The sequence below is a fragment of the Jeotgalibaca sp. MA1X17-3 genome (genome assembly GCF_021513155.1).
In the GTDB taxonomy this organism is placed as follows: domain Bacteria; phylum Bacillota; class Bacilli; order Lactobacillales; family Aerococcaceae; genus Jeotgalibaca.
Genome location: NZ_CP090983.1, coordinates 2,330,294 through 2,349,095, shown reverse-complemented (window position 1 = coordinate 2,349,095; position 18,802 = coordinate 2,330,294). Strand labels below are relative to the sequence as shown.

At 35.2% G+C, this 18,802-nt stretch carries 17 protein-coding genes and 2 pseudogenes; 14 read left to right on the top strand and 5 right to left on the bottom strand.

Going from position 1 to position 18,802, the window contains the following annotated elements:
- The first annotated feature begins 52 nt into the window (after positions 1 to 52).
- Entirely contained in the window at positions 53 to 589 is a 537-nt protein-coding gene (locus LZ578_RS11675) for a DUF924 family protein (RefSeq protein ID WP_235145338.1), read from the top strand.
- 61 nt (positions 590 to 650) lie between these two features.
- On the opposite strand, the gene LZ578_RS11670 is transcribed toward LZ578_RS11675, so the two are convergent.
- The gene (locus tag LZ578_RS11670; protein ID WP_235145337.1) at positions 651 to 1,049 is read right to left on the bottom strand and encodes a hypothetical protein; all 399 of its coding nucleotides are present in this window, start codon (positions 1,047 to 1,049) and stop codon (positions 651 to 653) included.
- A gap of 476 nt (positions 1,050 to 1,525) precedes the next feature.
- On the opposite strand from LZ578_RS11670, the gene LZ578_RS11665 reads away from it, so the two are divergent.
- The 4 genes from LZ578_RS11665 to LZ578_RS11650 are packed head-to-tail and all read left to right on the top strand — an operon-like array spanning position 1,526 to position 5,298.
- Positions 1,526 to 2,209, top strand: a complete 684-nt coding sequence (locus LZ578_RS11665) for a response regulator transcription factor (protein ID WP_235145336.1) — start codon at positions 1,526 to 1,528, stop codon at positions 2,207 to 2,209.
- On the top strand, positions 2,206 to 3,573 hold the full coding sequence (locus LZ578_RS11660; RefSeq protein ID WP_235145335.1) for a cell wall metabolism sensor histidine kinase WalK: 1,368 nt from the start codon (positions 2,206 to 2,208) through the stop codon (positions 3,571 to 3,573). Before LZ578_RS11665 ends, LZ578_RS11660 begins: the two co-directional genes overlap by 4 nt.
- A gap of 36 nt (positions 3,574 to 3,609) precedes the next feature.
- Positions 3,610 to 4,590: an NAD(P)H-quinone oxidoreductase gene (locus tag LZ578_RS11655; protein ID WP_235145334.1), complete on the top strand. Its 981-nt coding sequence runs from the start codon at positions 3,610 to 3,612 to the stop codon at positions 4,588 to 4,590.
- 18 nt (positions 4,591 to 4,608) lie between these two features.
- Complete coding sequence (locus LZ578_RS11650) at positions 4,609 to 5,298, top strand: CBS domain-containing protein (protein WP_235145333.1); 690 nt, start codon at positions 4,609 to 4,611, stop codon at positions 5,296 to 5,298.
- A gap of 74 nt (positions 5,299 to 5,372) precedes the next feature.
- On the opposite strand, the pseudogene nagE reads toward LZ578_RS11650, so the two are convergent.
- The 4 genes and pseudogenes from nagE to LZ578_RS11630 all read right to left on the bottom strand — a co-directional run bounded on the left by nagE (position 5,373) and on the right by LZ578_RS11630 (position 10,943).
- Positions 5,373 to 7,334 (bottom strand): annotated as a pseudogene (gene nagE, locus LZ578_RS11645) (N-acetylglucosamine-specific PTS transporter subunit IIBC).
- 23 nt (positions 7,335 to 7,357) lie between these two features.
- Complete coding sequence (locus tag LZ578_RS11640; protein ID WP_235145332.1) at positions 7,358 to 8,197, bottom strand: PRD domain-containing protein; 840 nt, start codon at positions 8,195 to 8,197, stop codon at positions 7,358 to 7,360.
- A 241-nt stretch (positions 8,198 to 8,438) separates the two neighbouring features.
- The gene (gene nhaC, locus LZ578_RS11635; protein WP_255763986.1) at positions 8,439 to 9,815 is read right to left on the bottom strand and encodes a Na+/H+ antiporter NhaC; all 1,377 of its coding nucleotides are present in this window, start codon (positions 9,813 to 9,815) and stop codon (positions 8,439 to 8,441) included.
- Positions 9,816 to 10,256: 441 nt separating this feature from the next.
- Positions 10,257 to 10,943, bottom strand: a complete 687-nt coding sequence (locus LZ578_RS11630) for a transcriptional regulator (protein WP_235145330.1) — start codon at positions 10,941 to 10,943, stop codon at positions 10,257 to 10,259.
- Between the two features lie 196 nt (positions 10,944 to 11,139).
- On the opposite strand from LZ578_RS11630, the gene LZ578_RS11625 reads away from it, so the two are divergent.
- The 9 genes and pseudogenes from LZ578_RS11625 (at position 11,140) to LZ578_RS11585 (ending at position 18,799) form a co-directional block, all read left to right on the top strand.
- Complete coding sequence (locus LZ578_RS11625) at positions 11,140 to 12,357, top strand: MalY/PatB family protein (protein WP_235145329.1); 1,218 nt, start codon at positions 11,140 to 11,142, stop codon at positions 12,355 to 12,357.
- 1 nt (position 12,358) lies between these two features.
- On the top strand, positions 12,359 to 12,724 hold the full coding sequence (locus LZ578_RS11620) for a Rid family detoxifying hydrolase (RefSeq protein WP_235145328.1): 366 nt from the start codon (positions 12,359 to 12,361) through the stop codon (positions 12,722 to 12,724).
- A gap of 17 nt (positions 12,725 to 12,741) precedes the next feature.
- The gene (locus LZ578_RS11615) at positions 12,742 to 14,079 is read left to right on the top strand and encodes a CoA-disulfide reductase (protein WP_235145327.1); all 1,338 of its coding nucleotides are present in this window, start codon (positions 12,742 to 12,744) and stop codon (positions 14,077 to 14,079) included.
- Between the two features lie 11 nt (positions 14,080 to 14,090).
- A complete protein-coding gene (locus tag LZ578_RS11610) occupies positions 14,091 to 15,521 on the top strand; it encodes a cation:dicarboxylate symporter family transporter (RefSeq protein WP_235145326.1) in 1,431 nt (476 codons plus the stop codon).
- A 146-nt stretch (positions 15,522 to 15,667) separates the two neighbouring features.
- Positions 15,668 to 16,129 (top strand): annotated as a pseudogene (locus tag LZ578_RS11605) (BrxA family protein); the annotation flags it as partial.
- Complete coding sequence (locus LZ578_RS11600) at positions 16,126 to 16,413, top strand: DUF1788 domain-containing protein (protein ID WP_235145325.1); 288 nt, start codon at positions 16,126 to 16,128, stop codon at positions 16,411 to 16,413. The pseudogene LZ578_RS11605 and the gene LZ578_RS11600, both read left to right, overlap by 4 nt.
- Before the next feature lie 371 nt (positions 16,414 to 16,784).
- Positions 16,785 to 17,312 carry a GAF domain-containing protein gene (locus LZ578_RS11595; protein WP_235145324.1) on the top strand — a complete coding sequence of 176 codons (528 nt, stop codon included), beginning with the start codon at positions 16,785 to 16,787 and terminating at the stop codon, positions 17,310 to 17,312.
- A 531-nt stretch (positions 17,313 to 17,843) separates the two neighbouring features.
- Positions 17,844 to 18,296: an ABC transporter permease gene (locus LZ578_RS11590; RefSeq protein WP_235145323.1), complete on the top strand. Its 453-nt coding sequence runs from the start codon at positions 17,844 to 17,846 to the stop codon at positions 18,294 to 18,296.
- Positions 18,297 to 18,316: 20 nt separating this feature from the next.
- Complete coding sequence (locus tag LZ578_RS11585) at positions 18,317 to 18,799, top strand: ABC transporter permease (protein WP_235145322.1); 483 nt, start codon at positions 18,317 to 18,319, stop codon at positions 18,797 to 18,799.
- Positions 18,800 to 18,802 lie beyond the last annotated feature (3 nt).

Sequence of the window (18,802 nt, the reverse complement as noted above, 5' to 3'; positions counted from 1 at the left end):
TCAGATATAATGACAGTAATAAACTTATTTATTATGAGGGAGTGTAAATAAAATGGAATACCAAGAAATATTAGATTTTTGGTTTAAGGAAATAGATCCAAAATTTCACTTTAAAAAGGATGAACATTTCGATGAGGAAATTCGACAACGATTTTCTGAAGTTCATCGTCAAGCAGCTGCAGGTGAACTATGGCAATGGAGAGAAACGATTCAAGGGCGTCTTGCAGAAATCATTATCCTTGATCAATTTTCCCGTAATATGTTTCGAGATCAAGCAAAAGCATTTTCTACAGATGGAATTGCGCTTGTTTTAGCACAAGAAGCAATTCGTACGGAAGAAATTGACAAACTCACCACCAGCCAACGTTCGTTTTTATATATGCCTTTTATGCATTCAGAATCTATGGCTATTCACGATATCGCTATGGAACTATTCGCCGAAAAAGGTATGGAAAATACGCTCCAATTTGAAATAGGACATCGTGATATTATTGTAAAATTCGGGAGATTTCCTCATCGGAATAAAGCGTTGAATCGTGATTCTACTCCAGAAGAAGTAGAATATATGAAGGAAAATAAAGGATTTTAAAAAGCAGAAGGATCCACAGCAACGATTGCTGGAAATCCTTCTGCTTTCCTATTTAAAAAATTTAATTGTTTTCGACGGATCCATGACTGAAATGCTGAGAGTGAGCGTGATCATCTGACCAATTTCTAGATTGCATCATCCTACTGTTTTCGTGTTCATCATCTGTTTGGCTGGAGTGACAACTTCCTCTCGCCCCAGTACGCATCTCTGATTCAGTTCTATTTTCCCATGAGCTGTTCTCACTCTTGTGCATGGAACGATGTGTATTTCCCCAGTCTTCTTGATTTTCATTTTCTTCCCACATAGAAGAGTGGTTTTGCATGTGATGGCCGCCTTCGCTACGTTCCATGGTTTGTTGATCACCATTACCGTGTGCAGAAACGACTGTTGATGAAGCTGTAGCAAATACCAATAGTGCAGCAACTGAAAAAATTCCATTTTGGAACATTTTTTTGTTCATATTAATTTCTCCTATTCTTTTTGTTTCTATTTTCAGGAAAACCCAGATAAGATTTCTTAATTAAAAAGTCTTCCTCTGTGATATTTCCTCTTGCAAATTCTTTTTCAAGGATTTCTAATGCCGTTTCTTCTGTATCGTTTGGTTGTATCGGTTGCTGTTTCTTTTTTTCAATAAATAAAAAATTAGAAAAAGAAAAAGAGCAAAGCCGATTATCCTAAAGAGTAAAAATCCTCCCATCATACTAGTTCCCCGTTGTCCTCCACCCATTAATTGATTCATCCAACTAGATGAGAAAAAATGATGTCCCATTTACGTCACCTTCCTGTTCTTTTTTTCTATATCTTTATCATAAGAAAACATCATGGAGAAAATATGGAGAACCTTTTTTTCTTTTTTTGGTACAATTATAAAGAAAGAACCGTCTCCACGTTGTCTCCATCATTAACGAGTATGATAAAGAAAAGAGGAGGAATAAAATGAGAGTTTTAATTGTGGATGATGAACCGAATATTTTAAATATTGTAGAAGCTTACTTAGTTGCCAATCAATATGAAGTCTTTCGTGCTGAATCAGGAAAAGAAGCTTTGCAAAAATTTAGTGAACACCAACCCGATTTACTTGTTTTGGACCTCATGCTACCGGATGTATCTGGAATTGAAGTATGCAAACAAATTCGTAAAGACTCTTCTGTGCCGATCATCATGTTGACAGCACGTTCTTCAGAAAGTGATATTTTAAAAGGTTTGCATATCGGAGCAGATGACTATATTTCGAAACCATTTAGTCCGAAAGAATTAGTAGCACGTGTTGAAACAGTGTTACGTAGAGTCCAACCAATGAAAAAAGAATCTCGTCTTTCTTTTTATGAAGGTGAACTGGTAATTTTGCCAGAGTCGAGACAAGTTTTTTTAAAAGGAAAAGAAGTAGAGTATACAGCGAGTGAATACAATCTGTTAGAATTTTTGGCAAAGCATCCAAATCAAGTGTTCAGTAGGGATCAATTGTTGGAAAATAGTAAAGGCTGGGGGTATGAGAGTACCGATCGAGCCATTGACTCCCATATTAAAAATATTCGGCAAAAATTAGAAGATACACCTCGTCAACCCAAATATATTAAAACCATATATGGAGTAGGGTATCGATTTGGAGGGGAAGAATGAAACGGACCATTAGATGGCAACTTGTTTTCTCGTTTCTTTTATTCTCCTTTCTGATTATTGGCATGATTAGTTGGGGAACGATCCAATTGATGGATGTTTATTTTCAAGATTATGTTGAAGAGCGAAAAGAAACAGAGATTTCTGAATACGTGAAAGACATTGAAGATGCATATCAAATAGGGTCAGGGTTTGATGAAAAAATGATGAATAGTTTGCATATGTTTGCGATGCATTCAGATTTTTCGTTTGAACTGTATAACGAAGAAGGAGACCTCCTACAGTCTTCTGCTCAGTCTCACGATATGCAAGGAAATCATTCTATGCACGGAATGATGAACCAATCAACGAGTGATGAACTAGAAAGAAGCTACTCCTTAAAAAAAGACGGAAAGTCAATAGGTACAGCTGTTTTCCGTTTCAAAGAATCATCAAGCTATACAGAAGATGACCAGCAATTTATTACGAAAATGAAACAAAACTTTCTGATAGTGGGAGGAACTGCTTTTCTGTTTTCAATTTTATTTGCTGGGTCGATTGCACAAAAATTTAGTAAGCCACTTATTACAATCAATCATTTTACAAAAAAAGTTAGCAAGGGAGGCTATCAAGATTTTTTAGAACCAGATACTCCTATTGTGGAAATGAATGAACTAATGGAAAATTTAAATGAGCTGACTTCTCAATTAAAAAGACAAGAAAAAATGCGTAGCCAACTCTCTAGAGATTTAGCGCATGAAATCCGTACCCCTCTTACGACAGTAAAAGGAAACTTAGAAGCTATGATGGATGGAATTTGGGCACCAACTCCGGAACGATTAGAAACCTGTTATATTGAAATCAATCGAATGACTCGACTCATTGGTAATATTGAACGGCTGAATGAAATGGAAAGGGAGTCCTTGGTCATACAAAAAACAAAAGTAAACGTGAAGGACTTGAGTAATCAGGTGGTTGCCAATTTTGAAGCATTAATTAAAGAAAAACAGCTATCTATTCAAGTGAACGGAGAAAGTGTACAGGTACAGGCTGACAGAGATCGAATAAGCCAAGTCTTCACGAACTTATTAGCCAATGCGATTAAATTTACACCGGAAAAAGGAAGGATTTCTATTTCTATTGAAAAGAACAAGGAATATATAAAATGGACGATTCAAGATACAGGAAAAGGAATGAGTGTGGATGAATTAAGTCATATCTTTGATCGATTCTACATGGTTGATCCATCCAGAAATAGTCGTTTAGGTGGTCAAGGAATTGGACTGTCCATTGTAAAAAGTATCGTTCATGCTCACCAAGGAAAAATAACAGTAGATAGTATTCCTGAAAAAGGAACTTCTTTTACTGTGAAACTTCCTATCGAATAAAAATTTACAAACGGATTAGTAAAAGGAGTGTAACGAATGAAAGCAATTTTTGTGCATCAAGAAAAAGAAGGAACTACTTTAAAAATAGGAACAACTGAAAAACCTAGTATAAAAGAAAATGAGCTTTTAATTGAAGTGCATGCTGCTGGGATAAATCGTACGGACCTTTTAAGTCGAGAAAAAATGTCTAGTTCAACTCCACAAATGGGACTAGGGATTGAAGTGGCTGGAATTGTTGCAAAAGTAGGACAGAGTGAATCTGTTTTTGAAGTTGGAGACAAAGTGATGGGGCTCGTTAATAGAGGAGGATATGCAGAATATGCAGTCTTACCATCTGATCGTGCTATGAAAATCCCAGAGATGTTTACTTTTGAACAAGCAGCCGCAATCCCTGAAGTTTTTTTAACCGCTTATCAGACTTTGTTTTGGCATGGAAAGCTATCAAAAAAACAAACGGTTCTGATACATGCAGGGGGAAGTGGCGTTGGAACAGCTGCTATCCAGCTCGCTAAAGAACTTGTTGACGCAAATGTGATTACAACAGCCGGATCTAAAGAAAAACTAGAATTTTGTAAAGAACTAGGAGCAGATTTTTTGATTTACTATAAGAAAGAGTCCTTTGATGAAAAAGTATTAACAGCTACCAATAATCATGGAGTAGATGTGATCCTAGATTTTATTGGTGCTTCCTATTGGGAAAAGAATCTAAAAAGCATTAAAAAAGGAGGTCATTGGGTTCTAATTGGAACACTAGGTGGAAGTAAGATAGAAAATCTAGATATAACTAGTCTAATGATGAAATACATTACATTAACTGGAACGTTACTGACCCCTAGAAGTGATGCCTATAAATCTGAACTAACTCATGAATTTTCTGAAAAAGTATTACCAATTATGGAGAACAGTCGTATAAAACCGATTGTCCATAAAGTTTTCCCATTAGAAGAAGCAGAAGCAGCCCAACAATATATGGAAGAAAGTCGTAATATCGGGAAAATTATTTTAAAAATTAAATAAAAGTGGAAAGAGGTCCTTATGGAAAATAACACAAAAACATTTATAGAATATTTTGGTAAATTAGAAGCCGAACTTTCTGAAATCGTAAAAAAAGAATACAACGGGAATCACTTACCGTTTTATGAAAAAATTGATAAATCCAGTAATCATTCTGCCGTTGTCAAAAAATATGCAAATCAACTGAGAACGTTTGGAGATTTAAGAAATATATTGGCACATAATGATAATCGTGATATTGCTGTTCCTTCTAATCAAACAATAAAGGAAATAAAGTATATCCATAATTTGTTAATTCATCCTTTGACCGCTTTTCATATTGCCCAAAGAAAAGTTAAAAAGTTTGAAAAAGATACCCCATTAGTGGATGTTCTGCGTGCATTTAATAAAGAACGTTATTCTCAATATCCTATCTACGATCAAGGTCAATTTGAAGGGTTATTAACAGATAATGGAATCAGTTATTGGTTATCTAATCAACTGTCTGAATCTACGATTTCTTTAAAAGATATAAAAGTAGAGGACGTTTTGATCCATGACCAAAAGAAAGCCAATTATAAATTCATTCCGAGTACAATGGATATCTATGAAGTAGAAACCTTATTTGATGAGATTCATCGCGAAGCATTATTTGTGACAGATGATGGAGAGCCAAATCAAAAAATATTGGGAATCATAACTCGCTCTGATATTCTTCAGCAAAGAGAATAATTTAGAGATTACTATTATAAAAAAATATAAAAATAGCATCAAAGTAGATGATTCTACTTTGATGCTATTTAACGTTATTTACTTTCTACGGTACCAATTACTTCGTTAGCAAGAGAGTCACCAGTGTTGAATTCCAAGTTTTCAACATGGTCACCATTTGTGAAGATGACAATCATGTCATTAGAACGATTTGCGGCTTCTAAAGCTTGTAAATCAACAGTAGCAATCAACTGACCACGTGCAATTTGTTGTCCTTCTTCTATATAAACCGTGAAGGGTTCACCCTTTAAGCTGACAGTATCAATTCCCATGTGTAGCAATACTTCGATACCAGAGTCTGTTTGGATACCAACTGCATGTTTACTAGGGAAAATACTTAACACTTTACCAGCAATTGGAGCAAAAATATCGCCATTTGTTGGAATAACAGCAAAGCCATCTCCCATCATTTTATTAGAAAAGACATCATCATTTACTTCCTCGATAGGAATGACAGTTCCATTTGCAACCGAATAAATTTCTTGTCTTTTGGCTATTTCTACCGTTACAGGTTTGGATATGCCATGTCCACTAACTGTTTTAGCGGGTTGTCCGTGAAGCTGAGATAAAGCATCTGCTACGAATTGTACTTCCGTTCCCACAATGACTTGGTAGTTTGTTCCATCAATCAATTTTTAGCCAGGTACTCCTGTTTTTTTAATCATATCTTGATTAACTAAGCTAGTATCTTTTACTTCTAAACGTAAACGGGTCGTACAATTATCGATAGAGGTAATATTGTCTATACCACCAAGTGCTTCGTATAAGCGACTTGCCATTACTGCGAATTTATCATCGCCATTAGCAATCGCTCCCTCATTCTCAGAATCCTCAGAAGAAGACTCTTCACGGCCTGGTGTCATTAAATTAAAGGTCTTGATTACGAACATAAAAGTAAAATAGTATACGACTGCCATAACTAGTCCCAACAAAAGAAGCATGTACGGCTTATTTGCTATGGGGACTTTTAAACTTAAAACAAAGTCCACCAAACCGGCACTGAAGTTAAACCCTGCTGTCCATTGGAAGGTCGCTGCAATGAATAGCGAAATTCCTGTCAAGAAAGCATGAACTACAAATAAAGGCCAAGCAACAAACATAAAGGAGAATTCTAAAGGTTCTGTTACACCGGTAAAGAAAGAAGCAAAGGCAGCAGCAATCATTAAAGAAGCGACTTCTTTTTTCTTTTCAGGACGAGCTGATCGGTAAATGGCAAAGGCACCTGCAGGTAAGCCGAACATCATAACTGGGAAGAAACCAGCTTGATACATTCCGGTAACCCCTTTAATTCCTTCACTTGCCCAGAACTTACCAATATCATCAATCCCTGCTAAGTTGAACCAAAAGACGTTATTTAATGCGTGATGTAAACCTGTTGGAATTAATAGTCGATTAAAGAAACCATAAAGGCCAGCGCCTACTGCACCCAAACCTGAAATCATTCCTCCAAAGTAAACTAAAGAGTTATAAACCGGTGGCCATGCAAAAATCAATAGAGCTGACACAATTGCCATTACTCCAGCGGTTATAATTGGAACCGATCGTTTTCCGCTGAAAAAAGCTAAGGCCATTGGCAATTTAACTTGGGAAAAGCGGTTATACATGGCTGCTGCAATTAAACCAGCTAAAATCCCAATAAATACATTTTTATTATTAATAGCTTCAAAAGCTACATTAACAGTTTCTTGGCCGGTAAATAAAGCTACCGAACTGGAACTAACAAGAGTAATAGGAGTTAAAAAGGCAACCAAACCTGCTAAAGCAGAAGATCCATCTTTATCTTTAGACATTCCTATTGCCAAACCAACTGCAAATAAGATTCCCAAATTATCTAAAATAGTTCCTCCTGTTTTTATCAAGAAGGCAGCTAGGATGTTATTTGCACCCCAATCTGTTGGATCAATCCAGTAACCGATTCCCATAAATAAGGCTGCAATAGGTAATGTTGCTACTGGGAGCATTAAGGAGCGTCCCATCCGTTGCATATATGCTTTCATCTTTTTTCCTACCTTTTCTTTTATTATTTATGACTAGCAAGGCGAAGTCTTTCGATATGAATCGCCAAATAGCCTAATTCTTCTGTTGTAGTAGATAACTGATAATTTTTGATGAGCAAAACTCGCACTTGTTTTGCAACATGGTAACTTTCTGGATATTTAAGTTTAACCAATTCGATAATCTCATTATCTAAAGTGGTATATTGCTGATTATGAAAACGTTGGAGCAATAAACGTAAATGGTTCACTAAACGAGAATAATTCAAAGCCATTTCTTCTGCATGTAAGTTAATGTCCAATTCTCTTTCAATCAATTGAATAATATCTGAAACAATCGTTACTTCGCGGATACTACGATGATTGTCTTGTTCTCCACTTCGAGCGCTGTGGATATGGATCGCAATATAGCCTGCTTGGTCATAGGTATAAGGAATACCAATCGTTTTTGTCAAGTAGTCAACGGACCATTGTGCAATCGTAAATTCTTCACGATATAATATTTCAATTTCTGGTAGTAGTTTATTTCGTAAAATAATACCATCTTTTATATTTTGTGCTGCGAAAGCAATGTGATCGGTTAAAATAATTAATAAATGCTCATTCAATTTCTCCATCAAAACAATTTCTGCATGATCGATAATTTTTTCAGCAGCAAACAAATACTTCTCATCAATTTGACTCAACAAAGTCTGTAACTTCATTTGTCCTTCTGGTTCCAAAACAAATAAACGCTCTATATCACGAGAAAGTAATAAATCATTACGTTTTTTATCAAAACCAATTCCTTTGCCGATTGCTACTTTCTCTTCTCCTTGATCATCCACTAAGACAGCATTTTGATTCAATATTTTTTTTATTTTCATTTTATTTATCCTTTTCTGCAGAAATGGTCGTTTCATGGAGCGGAAATCCCTACAGGGCTATTTCTTATGGCCAATAAGAAAAAAAAAGCATGAAAAGACTGACAAGGAAGAGACTTCTCCCCTGAAAGATCTTTTCATGCCTAGTCGATCCTAGTCACATGAAACGCATGTGTTAACGTAAGCAATTTTAACAGACTTTTTAAAATTGTCAACAGATACAATTCAAAATAACTTTTTGTTTTTATCCAAAAGATTCTTCTACTTTTGAACGAACAGCCATTTTAATCCCAAACCCAGTCAAAGCACTTAAAACAGAAAAAATGGGAGACAATAAACTAAAGAATACAAAAGGGAAGTACGTCAATGTTGGAACTCCAAAGGTACTGGCAACAAAGCTACCGGCAATTCCCCAAGGAATCAAGTAGTTGATGACAGTTCCACCATCTTCTAACGTACGACTTAATACGGATAAATCGAGATTTTTTTCTTTATAGATTTCTTTGAAAGCATTCCCTGGTAAAATTACGGACAAAAATTGTTCTCCAATAAAAATATTGACACCAATGGAAGTAAGTAAAGTAGCAATCACCACTCCAGATACCGTGTGGATTTTTTTAGATAAAGAAGTCATCACCGTTCCAATCAATTCTGTCTCCATCAATAATCCACCTAAAGACAACGTCAGGATGATGAGTGAAACAGTAGGCATCATGCTTTCAATCCCGCCGCGAGAAAGGAGAGCATCAATTTGTTGATTACCTGTCACCGATACAAAACCAGATTCGATGGAAGAAGCAATTTCAGTAATTTTTACAGAAGGATTTTGGAAAAAGATAAAGAGAATCGCTACTCCGATGTTTATTAAAATCGTTAAAATAGCTGGAATTTTTCTCCATGCACAGATAAACATTAACAAAATAGGAATGAATGCCCAATTTGAAATGGTGTAGTTGTTTTCTAAAACTTGAATCACTTCTTGGATTTCCAAAAGAGGTGCAGATTGATTGGTTATTCCAAAAATAGAAAAAAGGATTAAAGAAACAGTAAAAGCAGGAATCGTAGACCAAGACATATGCTTAATATGTTTAAATAAATCGACTTCCGCAATAGCTGCAGCTAAGTTTGTTGATTCGGATAATGGTGACATTTTATCACCAAAAATAGCACCCGATGCAATTGCTCCAACGATAAGAGGGGGATGAATTCCTAATGTAGTTCCAATTCCAAAAAAGGCAATCCCGATCGTCGACATAACGGTAAAAGCACTTCCTACCGCACTACCAACAATGGCGCAAACGATAAAGACAGAAGGAACAAACCATTTGATACTAATTACTTGAAACCCTTTTACCATCAAGGTGGGAATGATTCCTGCTTGAATCCAGACGGCAATGAGAGCACCTACTAAAATAAAGATAAAAATAGGAATGATTCCTGGCTTGATTCCATTTACGATTCCTTCATGCAATTGATCAAAGGATATCTTTTTAATTCCGGCATAAAGCATAACCAGAGCAATCGAAAATAGAATAGCGATATTTGGTGAAACCTTTAACCCAATTACCCCAAAGGCAATACTCATGATGACGATTCCTAATACGATACTAGCTTCTACGATACTTGGTTTATTTTTTTATTCATTTTTATGTCTCCTTTTGATTGTTTTATTTTTACAAGTCAAAAGAGCCACGATAACGAATGATTCCCCCGCAATTCATTGTCTCCCTACCTCCTTTAAAATAAAAAAACGCCCTCAGCTATAAATAGCTAAGGACGAATTCTCTTCGTGGTACCACCTTAATTTAAAAACAATTTCTTGTTTTCCTTGTTAGATTATATGTAAATGTCAGCTTGAACGTGTAATTCTGTTTATAAACTATGGTCGATTCTCAGCTACCATCGACTTTCTTTACAGGGAGTTTAAAACGTACTGGCGAACAAGACATAGCGTTAACTCTTGCTATGTGAAGAGGAAAGATAGCTATAACTATATCAGGGTGAACTTAAAAAAGCTAGTTATTTGTGAAAATAGATATCTTATATTTCTTATCAACCCTTTTTAACCCTTATTCGTTATCATTTTTAAATATCGATAAATAGTAGGCTCGGATACATTTAGGACTTCAGCAACTTGACTGACTGCTCCTTTTAATTGAAAAATGCCTTTTCTCTCTAATTTTTCAACCATTTCAATTTTTGCTTCGGTACTTAATGTATATTTTCCATCTAGTATTTTGGGATCGATTGTTTCATAAATAATTTCTTGAATACTATTTGAAAGGATTTCAACCATGCCTTCTCCTGCTTCTGAGGGAGTAGATTTTGAATTAGTAGAATTCAGTACAACTTCAGAAATAGGAGAAGAAAGATTGGCTAATTGTAAGATATCATCGGATAGCTTCTGATAGATAGAATTGTCAATATTAATACAAAGTAATCCTTCTAAATGATCTTCCTCATCTTTAATCAGAAAGGTGGACCCTTTAATTTCTTTTCCAACTTTATTTCGTGCTTTATAATTAGTTACAAAATTTGTATCCATTTCTTTATTTTTTTTCATTAACTCCAAAGCAAAACCTGTAACAGGAGAGTCTAGAGTACGCCCACTAATATGATTGTTTTCAATAGCAGCAATGGAAGTTCCATCCTCATCAATGAGATGAAGTATAATTTCATGATTTGATCCTAATGTTTTTCCTAGAAAATGTACTAAATCAATATAATGCTTTTTCTTTTTGGGTTTCATAGCAATCTTCCTTTAGCTTCATTTCTATCAGTATATCAAAAATACGATTCTTTTTCACCCCGAGAACAAATTATTAGAATTTTAATAATTTATTCTCGTAATAATAAATAGTTATAGACATTTCGTTTGAAAAGGTTTACAATACTTTATGGAAAGATAAAAGGGATCAAATGCAAGGGGAAAAGGAGTAGATAGTATGACAAATTATAATTTCGATCGTTTAGCAAATCGGAACAATGATTTTTCTAAGAAATGGTCGAAGTGCTTTATTGAAGAAAGGTTTGGTCCAGTACCAGATGACTATATCTCTATGTGGATTGCAGATATGGATTACGAGTTAGCACCTCCCATCTATAATCACTTAGAAAAAATCCTGAGTAAAAAAACGTTAGCTTATATTTATCCATATGAAGAATTTTTTAAAGCCGTTCAATATTGGATGAGTTTTAAAACCAAGAAAGAAGTTCCTTTGGAAGAAATTACATTGGATTATAGTATTGTTAATTCTTTATACCATGTTGTTCAAACATTCACGAAACCTGGAGATCGTGTTCTTATCAACACTCCTGTATACAATCCATTTCGAGAGGCTACGAAGCGAAATCATGCTATATTAGTCGAAAATGAATTGGATATCGATGAAAAGAACCGTTATGTAATTGATTTTGAGGAGTTAGAGCGTCAAATGGTGGAACAACTTCCTAAAATATATATTTTATGTAATCCACACAATCCAGGGGGTACCGTTTGGTCTCGTGAAGATTTAAACAAAATTTCTGATTTATGTTTAAAATATAACATTATTTTAATTTCTGATGAAGCACATTCTGACCATATTAATCAAAATATTTTTACAAGTACTCTAGAGCTAGATGAAAAATATCGTCAAAATTTAGTATATCTTAATTCACCGAACAAAGCTTTCAATATTGCCGGTTTGAAAACGAGTTATGTAATTATACCCAGTCACAAATTAAGAACTCAATATCGTGAAATTTTGGAAGCTTGTCATGTTGAAGAACCGAACGTTTTCGGTGCAGCAGCATTGATTTCAGGTTACACACCAGAAGGACGTGAATGGTTAGAATCTTCATTTGATTATATTATTAAAAATTATGAATGGGCAAAAGAATTTATGGCAAAAGAAACTCCTATGCTAGAGATTATGCCAATGGATGCTTCGTATGTCCTATGGGTTAATGTTTCAAAAACAGGAATGACTGGAGACACATTCACGTGGAAACTAGCTCAAGAAGAGGGGATTTTATTTCAAGAGGGAAGTTCGTTTGGTCAAAGCGGAGAAGATTTTGTCCGAATTAACTTAGGAACATCTAAAGAACTCGTTCAAAAAGCATTTAATCGTATGGCAAAATGGTTAAATGAAAAGAACATTCAAGAACAAGAAGGAGAATAACATGTCAAAATTACCAGAAGCAGTAGGACCTTATAGTGCCTATACCGTCGCGCATGAAATGCTTTTCTCCTCAGGACAATTACCGATTGATCCTGAGACGAATGAATTAGTGGAAGCCAACATAACAGCACAAACTACACAATCGTTAGAGAATATCAATGCCATTTTAATCAAAGAAGGAATACCGTTTAGTAATATTATTAAAACTACTGTTTTGCTAAGTGATATTAATGATTTTGCTGCAATGAATGATGTTTATGCACAATATATGAAACAACCTTATCCAGCTCGCTCTGCATTTGAAGTGGCGAATTTACCAAAAGGTGCTCTTGTCGAGATAGAATTTATAGCAGACATGCGTATTTAAAAAAAGGAGTTCTAATTATGGAAATTGTTATTATTGGAGGAATTGCGGCTGGAATGGGAGCTGCGGCGAAAGCTGCACGAGAAAATCCAGAAGCAAACATTACGGTTATTGAAAAAGAAGAATATGTTTCTTTTGGAGCATGTGGATTACCTTACTATTTAGGAGGACAATTCGAAGACGAAAATTTTATGTTTGCTCGTACTGTTCAACAAATGGAAAAAACAGGAATCGATATAAAAATAGGTCATGAAGCCACAAAAATAGACTATGATAAAAAAGTAGTCACTTATGAAAATGTTCAAACGAAAGAAGAACAATTTATTTCTTATGATCGTTTGATGATTGCTTCAGGTGCGAGCGCAATCATTCCAAAAATCGAAGGAGTCGATGCTAAGAATGTTTATACATTTACTCGTTTGAAAGCCGTTCAAGAAATAAAAGATCACTTAGATGATTATCAAAATATAACTGTAATAGGTGGTGGGTTCATCGGCGTAGAAGTATCTGATCAACTCGCTCAATTAGGTAAAAAAGTTACCATGATTGAAGGACTAGATCGATTGATGTCTACACAATTTGATCCTGAATTTTCAGAAAAAATAAAAACAGCTGTTGAAGAAGAAGGCGTAGAAATTCTTTTAGACCAATTCGTTAAAGAACTTGTTGTAACAGACGGAATCGTTACTCAAGTGAAAACAGATGAGAAAACGATTGATACGGATCTAGTTATACTTGCGATTGGATACAGTCCCAATACAGCATTTGCTAAAGACGAGCGTTTAAATATGTTGAAAAATGGTGCGATTGTGATTGATCCTTCTGGAGAAACTTCCATTCCAGATGTATTTTCCGCTGGAGATTGTGCTTCCTCCATGCACCGTCAATTAGGAGATATTTATCTTCCACTTGCAACAATGGCAAGTAAGATTGGACGTATTGTAGGAGTAAATATTGTTTCTGAAAACAAAAAGACATTAGAATTCATAGGAAGTCTAGGCACTGGCGCAGTAAAAGCGGGCAATTATGAAGCAGGTCGTACAGGAATGAATGAAGCAGAAGCTGAAAAGCTAGGAATTGAATATAAAACAACTCTTATTTCTACACCAAGCTATACAAACTACTGGCCAAACCCTACTTCCATTGATATGAAGTTGATTTATGAAGTGGGAACAAAAAAACTATTAGGCGCTCAAGTTTTTGGTGAGAAAGATGCCGTATTACGTATGACTGCACTAACAACTGCCATCCATGCAGGTTTATCAACCGATGAAATTGGCTTTATCGATTACGCTTATGCCCCACCATTCGCTACAACGTGGGAACCACTAAACATTGCTGCTAATACAGCAAAATAAGGAGAAAAATCATGATAGATATTCCATTATTTACAGGTTTTCTGAAAATGAGTAATTATATTACATTGATTGCTTTTGTTGCTCTTATAGGTGCTTATGTACTTCTAACAGGATTAAAAAAACGTAAATCATCGTTCCAAAATCGGATGATAGCAGCTCTTATTTTAGGATTGGCAATTGGTGTTGCCATTGACTTATTTGGTACAAACATTGGAGCATTATATACTGATTTTGCACAAAGTGAAATTACTAGTTGGTTTAGTATTTTTGGTTCTGGATTCATTCGTCTGGTGCAACTATTGGCAGTTCCAATTGTATTCCTGTCCATTATTGAAGTGATTACTAAAGTAGAAGGTACAGATATCAGAAGTTTGACTGGAAAAACCTTCGCTATTTTATTAGGAACAACTGCTATCTCTGTTGTTGTTATGATCCTCTTGCTGAAAATATTCCCATTAGATGCTACAAGTTTCACTGGTGAGATCGCTGCAGGAAAAGCGGATCAAATAGGTAGTATTGGCTCTCAAAGTTTCCCTGAATTTTTCTTAAACTTAGTACCGAACAATATATTCTCTGTATTTTCTAACAATGGTGCAATTGTATCTGTAGTAATTACTGCTGGATTATTTGGTAGTGCCATTCGTTTCTTGAAAGGTAAAAAGCCTGAGAAAGTTGCTCCATTTTTAAACTTTTTAACTTCTAGTAAAGTAGTGGTTAACAGTGTACTAACAAACGTTATTAAAGTAATGCCTTATGGAGTTACTGCTTTAATTGCAACCACTATTATTTCAAATGGTCTTTCTGTTATCATGAGTGTTATTAGTTTTATTCTAGTGCTTTATTTAGGAGTAGTGGCGATGCTAATCGTCTACATGGGTCTTTTATTACTAGTTGGAGTAAATCCCTTCCAGTTCTATAAAAAAGCATTCACAACTATGTTATTTGCATTCTCAAGTCGTTCAAGTGTTGGAACTCTTCCTTATACTTTGAATACTTTGAAAGACTTAGGAGTATCTGACCAAAGTGGAAACTTCGTTGCAACTCTAGGAACTTCCATTGGTATGAACGGTTGTGCTGGAATTTTCCCTGCCATGTTAGGGATTCTTTTAGCTACAGCTACAGGTGTTGAAATGAACTTTGCCTTCTATGTTCTATTGATTATTGTTGTAACTATTGGTTCAATCGGAATTGCGGGAGTACCGGGGACTGCAACTGTTGCTGCTACTGTTACTTTGAATAGTTTAGGCCTTGGAGCATACATGTCTCGTATTGGAGCAATCTTTGGAATTGATCCAATTATTGATATGGGTCGTACCATGATCAACGTTACAGGATCAATGGTTAGTGCGATTATTGTAGACCGTTGGGAAGGTACGTTTGATGCAGAACAATTCAAACTTCCTCCAGCAGTCGAGGAAGAAACAGCACAAGAGAGTCACTAATTTTAAATATAAAAAAGCATAAAAAGGCATAAAAAAGGCTCAGTCTATCTTACTAAAGATAGACTGAGCCTTTTTTGCTAGCTAATAAAACAAAAAAATACAACCGCTCTATCACAACTCTCTATTTATGAAAGTTTCAGCTACCTTCTATAGATAGAAGAAAAAGAGTTGGAAATGAAATTATTTTTCGTTTAACTGAATCGGGTGAGGATGTTCAAAAGCTAATACAGAGTCAAGATTTTCAAAAATCCAAATTATTAGTTATTTATAGTATTTTACAAGTTGATTTACTATTTCTTAAATTTTCTCGTGGCATGTACTTAGAAAAAGTTCTAACATACCACCCTGAAATAACAAGAAAAGAAGTCACTCGTTTTATTGAAAGACAAATTGAGAACAATGAAAAAGCACATAAATGGTCAGAAAAAACAGTAAAAGAGCTATCGAATGCATTTCTTCGAATATTAGTAGAAGGTGGATTCATACAGAAAATGGACTCTGATACATATCAAATCCAACGGATGATTCTCTCCTTAGATGCGGAGAATTTTTTAAGGGAAAAAGGATACAAACCAGCTGCAGAAGTCCTGTTAGGAGAGCTTTTATGAAAACAACACAAGAGAGACTAAAAGTATTACAAGAAAGACTTCTGAAACCTAACTTTTTAGAAAATAAAAGCTTAGGCAATGAAATGAGTTTTTATATATTCGACTATGATCCATCAGATGAACTCTTCGTGCGCGAAGAGACGCCTGATATATTCAGTTTTGTAGAAAAGAATAGACCGGTCATTCACTTTCAAGTATTTGATCTTTACGAAATCATTCTATCGTTTTTTGAAAAACGTGGATATATGGAGAAAAGCTTTAAAGTTGAAGGAAAAGTTGGCTGAAATGGCTTGATGTGATGAAATTCTATTATTTAATCTTAGCCGATTTTGCAAGGAACGCACCTATATTATTTTAAGTTTAGTTGCTAAAGTAGTTCTTGCGTGAATCTCTGTTGCAGGGATTAAAAGCCAGGTTAAAGTTAAGTAGAAAAGAATTGTATATAAAAATATATTTTAACTCTGTAGAAAGTTGATGATTTGAATGTTAACCATTTTCTTTTTAATCGTACGGAATAGACTTTTTCTGACGTATTAAAGACGGGGGTAAAATCTTTAAATTATAAAAGGAAGCGTTTGAATGTTAAAATAGAATATATGCAGGAGAGCTAACAACACATAGATTGATGACAAGTATTTGAAAGGAGTTTTATAAGATGGCTACAGCAAAAGTTAAATTACGCTCAGATGGCTCTTATCAAGAGGTACCGATTACAGGTGAAGATAAACCACAAGTAACACAAGAGGTCAAAGACGGTTGGCAGAATATTGTTAACCTCATCGCTTCATTTGCGGATGTGCGTGCGGGGTTGATCATGGAAATTACTAAAGAGTCCATGCACGTCTTTATGATGAGTGAAAATGAATCGAATCCATATAAAGCTGGCGGGAACGATTACCTGTGTCACGGTCTCTACTGTGAAACAGTCATTGGTACCGATAGTGAATTTTCTGTTGTTGATGCCCGTAAATTAGAGGCATGGAAAGATAATCCAGATATGGACATCGACATGATTTCTTATCATGGTCTTCCGATTAAATGGCCAGATGGCGAATTTTTTGGAACGATTTGTGTCCTGGATGATAAGCCAATGGATCTAACTGAAAATCAGCAACATTTATTAAGAGAATTTAGAGCCTCACTCGAAAAAGATTTGCAATTACTAGTCGAAAAGAATAAGTAATAACTACTTAATACTCGAAAAACCCGTTCATTCTAGTTACTAGAGTGAACGGGTTTTATTTGATATTCGACCACTTCATCTGGTTACTCAGAATTTCTGTAGTTTATTTATCTCGCACTAGTGGATTACCTAATTTAGATTCATCAGCTATTTCTAATTTTTGAATCCTATCTTTAGTATCTTTAACCTTGAAGAATCAAGGTTAAAGATATTCTTTTATCTATTCGTTAAGGACAGATGATAAAAAGATTAGAAAAATGGTTGACTTTCTAATTTGCTCAGGTTAAAGTAGGGACACTAAAAAAAACAAGACAAGGAGCGGTACTGATGATGAATATGAAAACAACTTTCGTAAAAAATAATAGTAGCGCTCAACCAGTTATTTTATTAATTATTAAGCCCTAGGATTCGAACTATTAAATTAGTTGAGTCCTCATTTGTGTTCCACGGAGGGCTTGGCATTATTGAAGCCCTTCATTGCGAAGGGCTTCTTTTTTTATTACTGGGTCTAACTAACTTGGAGGTGTCAGCATGAAAAAATATTTAATTAGACGATTGATGATTGGATTTGTCGTCCTATTTTTTATCACATTTTTGTCTTATATGATTATCAACTTTGCCCCTGGTGATCCGGCTACTTTATATGTGAGTGCCGATGCTACGGAGGAGCAAATCAATCAAGTGAGAGTGAGCTTAGGTTTGGATAAACCGCTCCTGATTCGTTATTTCTACTGGTTGAAAGAATTACTGCAAGGGAATTTAGGAAATTCTTTTGCAACCCGACAACCCGTAACAAATATCTTGATGGAAAGAGTTGGACCTACTTTAATTTTGATGGGAGCATCATTAGTAGTTGCATACCTAGTTGCGATTCCATTAGGAATTTATAGCGCAGTCAAACAAAACACATGGGTAGATTATCTGATTACCGGTTCATCCATCCTAGGCGTTTCGATCCGAACTTTTTCTTTGGACTATTTCTGATTTATATTTTTGGAGTGCAATTGAAATGGTTACCGACGGGTGGTAGGCAAGTTCTTGGATCAGACGGTGGCTTTGTAGAGCAACTACAGCATCTGATTTTACCAGTAACGGTTATTGCATCAACCATTTCAGCGAACATGATTCGTTACGTTCGTTCCAGTATGATTGATATTTTTGGAGAAAACTACTTACGAACAGCAAAAGCAAAAGGATTAAAACCTAGTCAAATTATTTTCCGACATGGGATTCGTAATGCATTTGTACCAATTATTACAATCATTGCATCAGATATCCCCAAGCTTATTGGAGGAGCGATTGTAACCGAACAGATTTTCCAATGGCCTGGTCTAGGTGCATTAACGATTTCATCCATTCAATCACGTGACTACAATGTTTTAATGGCTATTACACTGGCTTCTGCAGTGACTGTGTTATTAGCTAATGTATTAATGGATATTTTCTACGCTGCAGCAGATCCACGGATTCGTTATAGCGAAAGTTAGGAG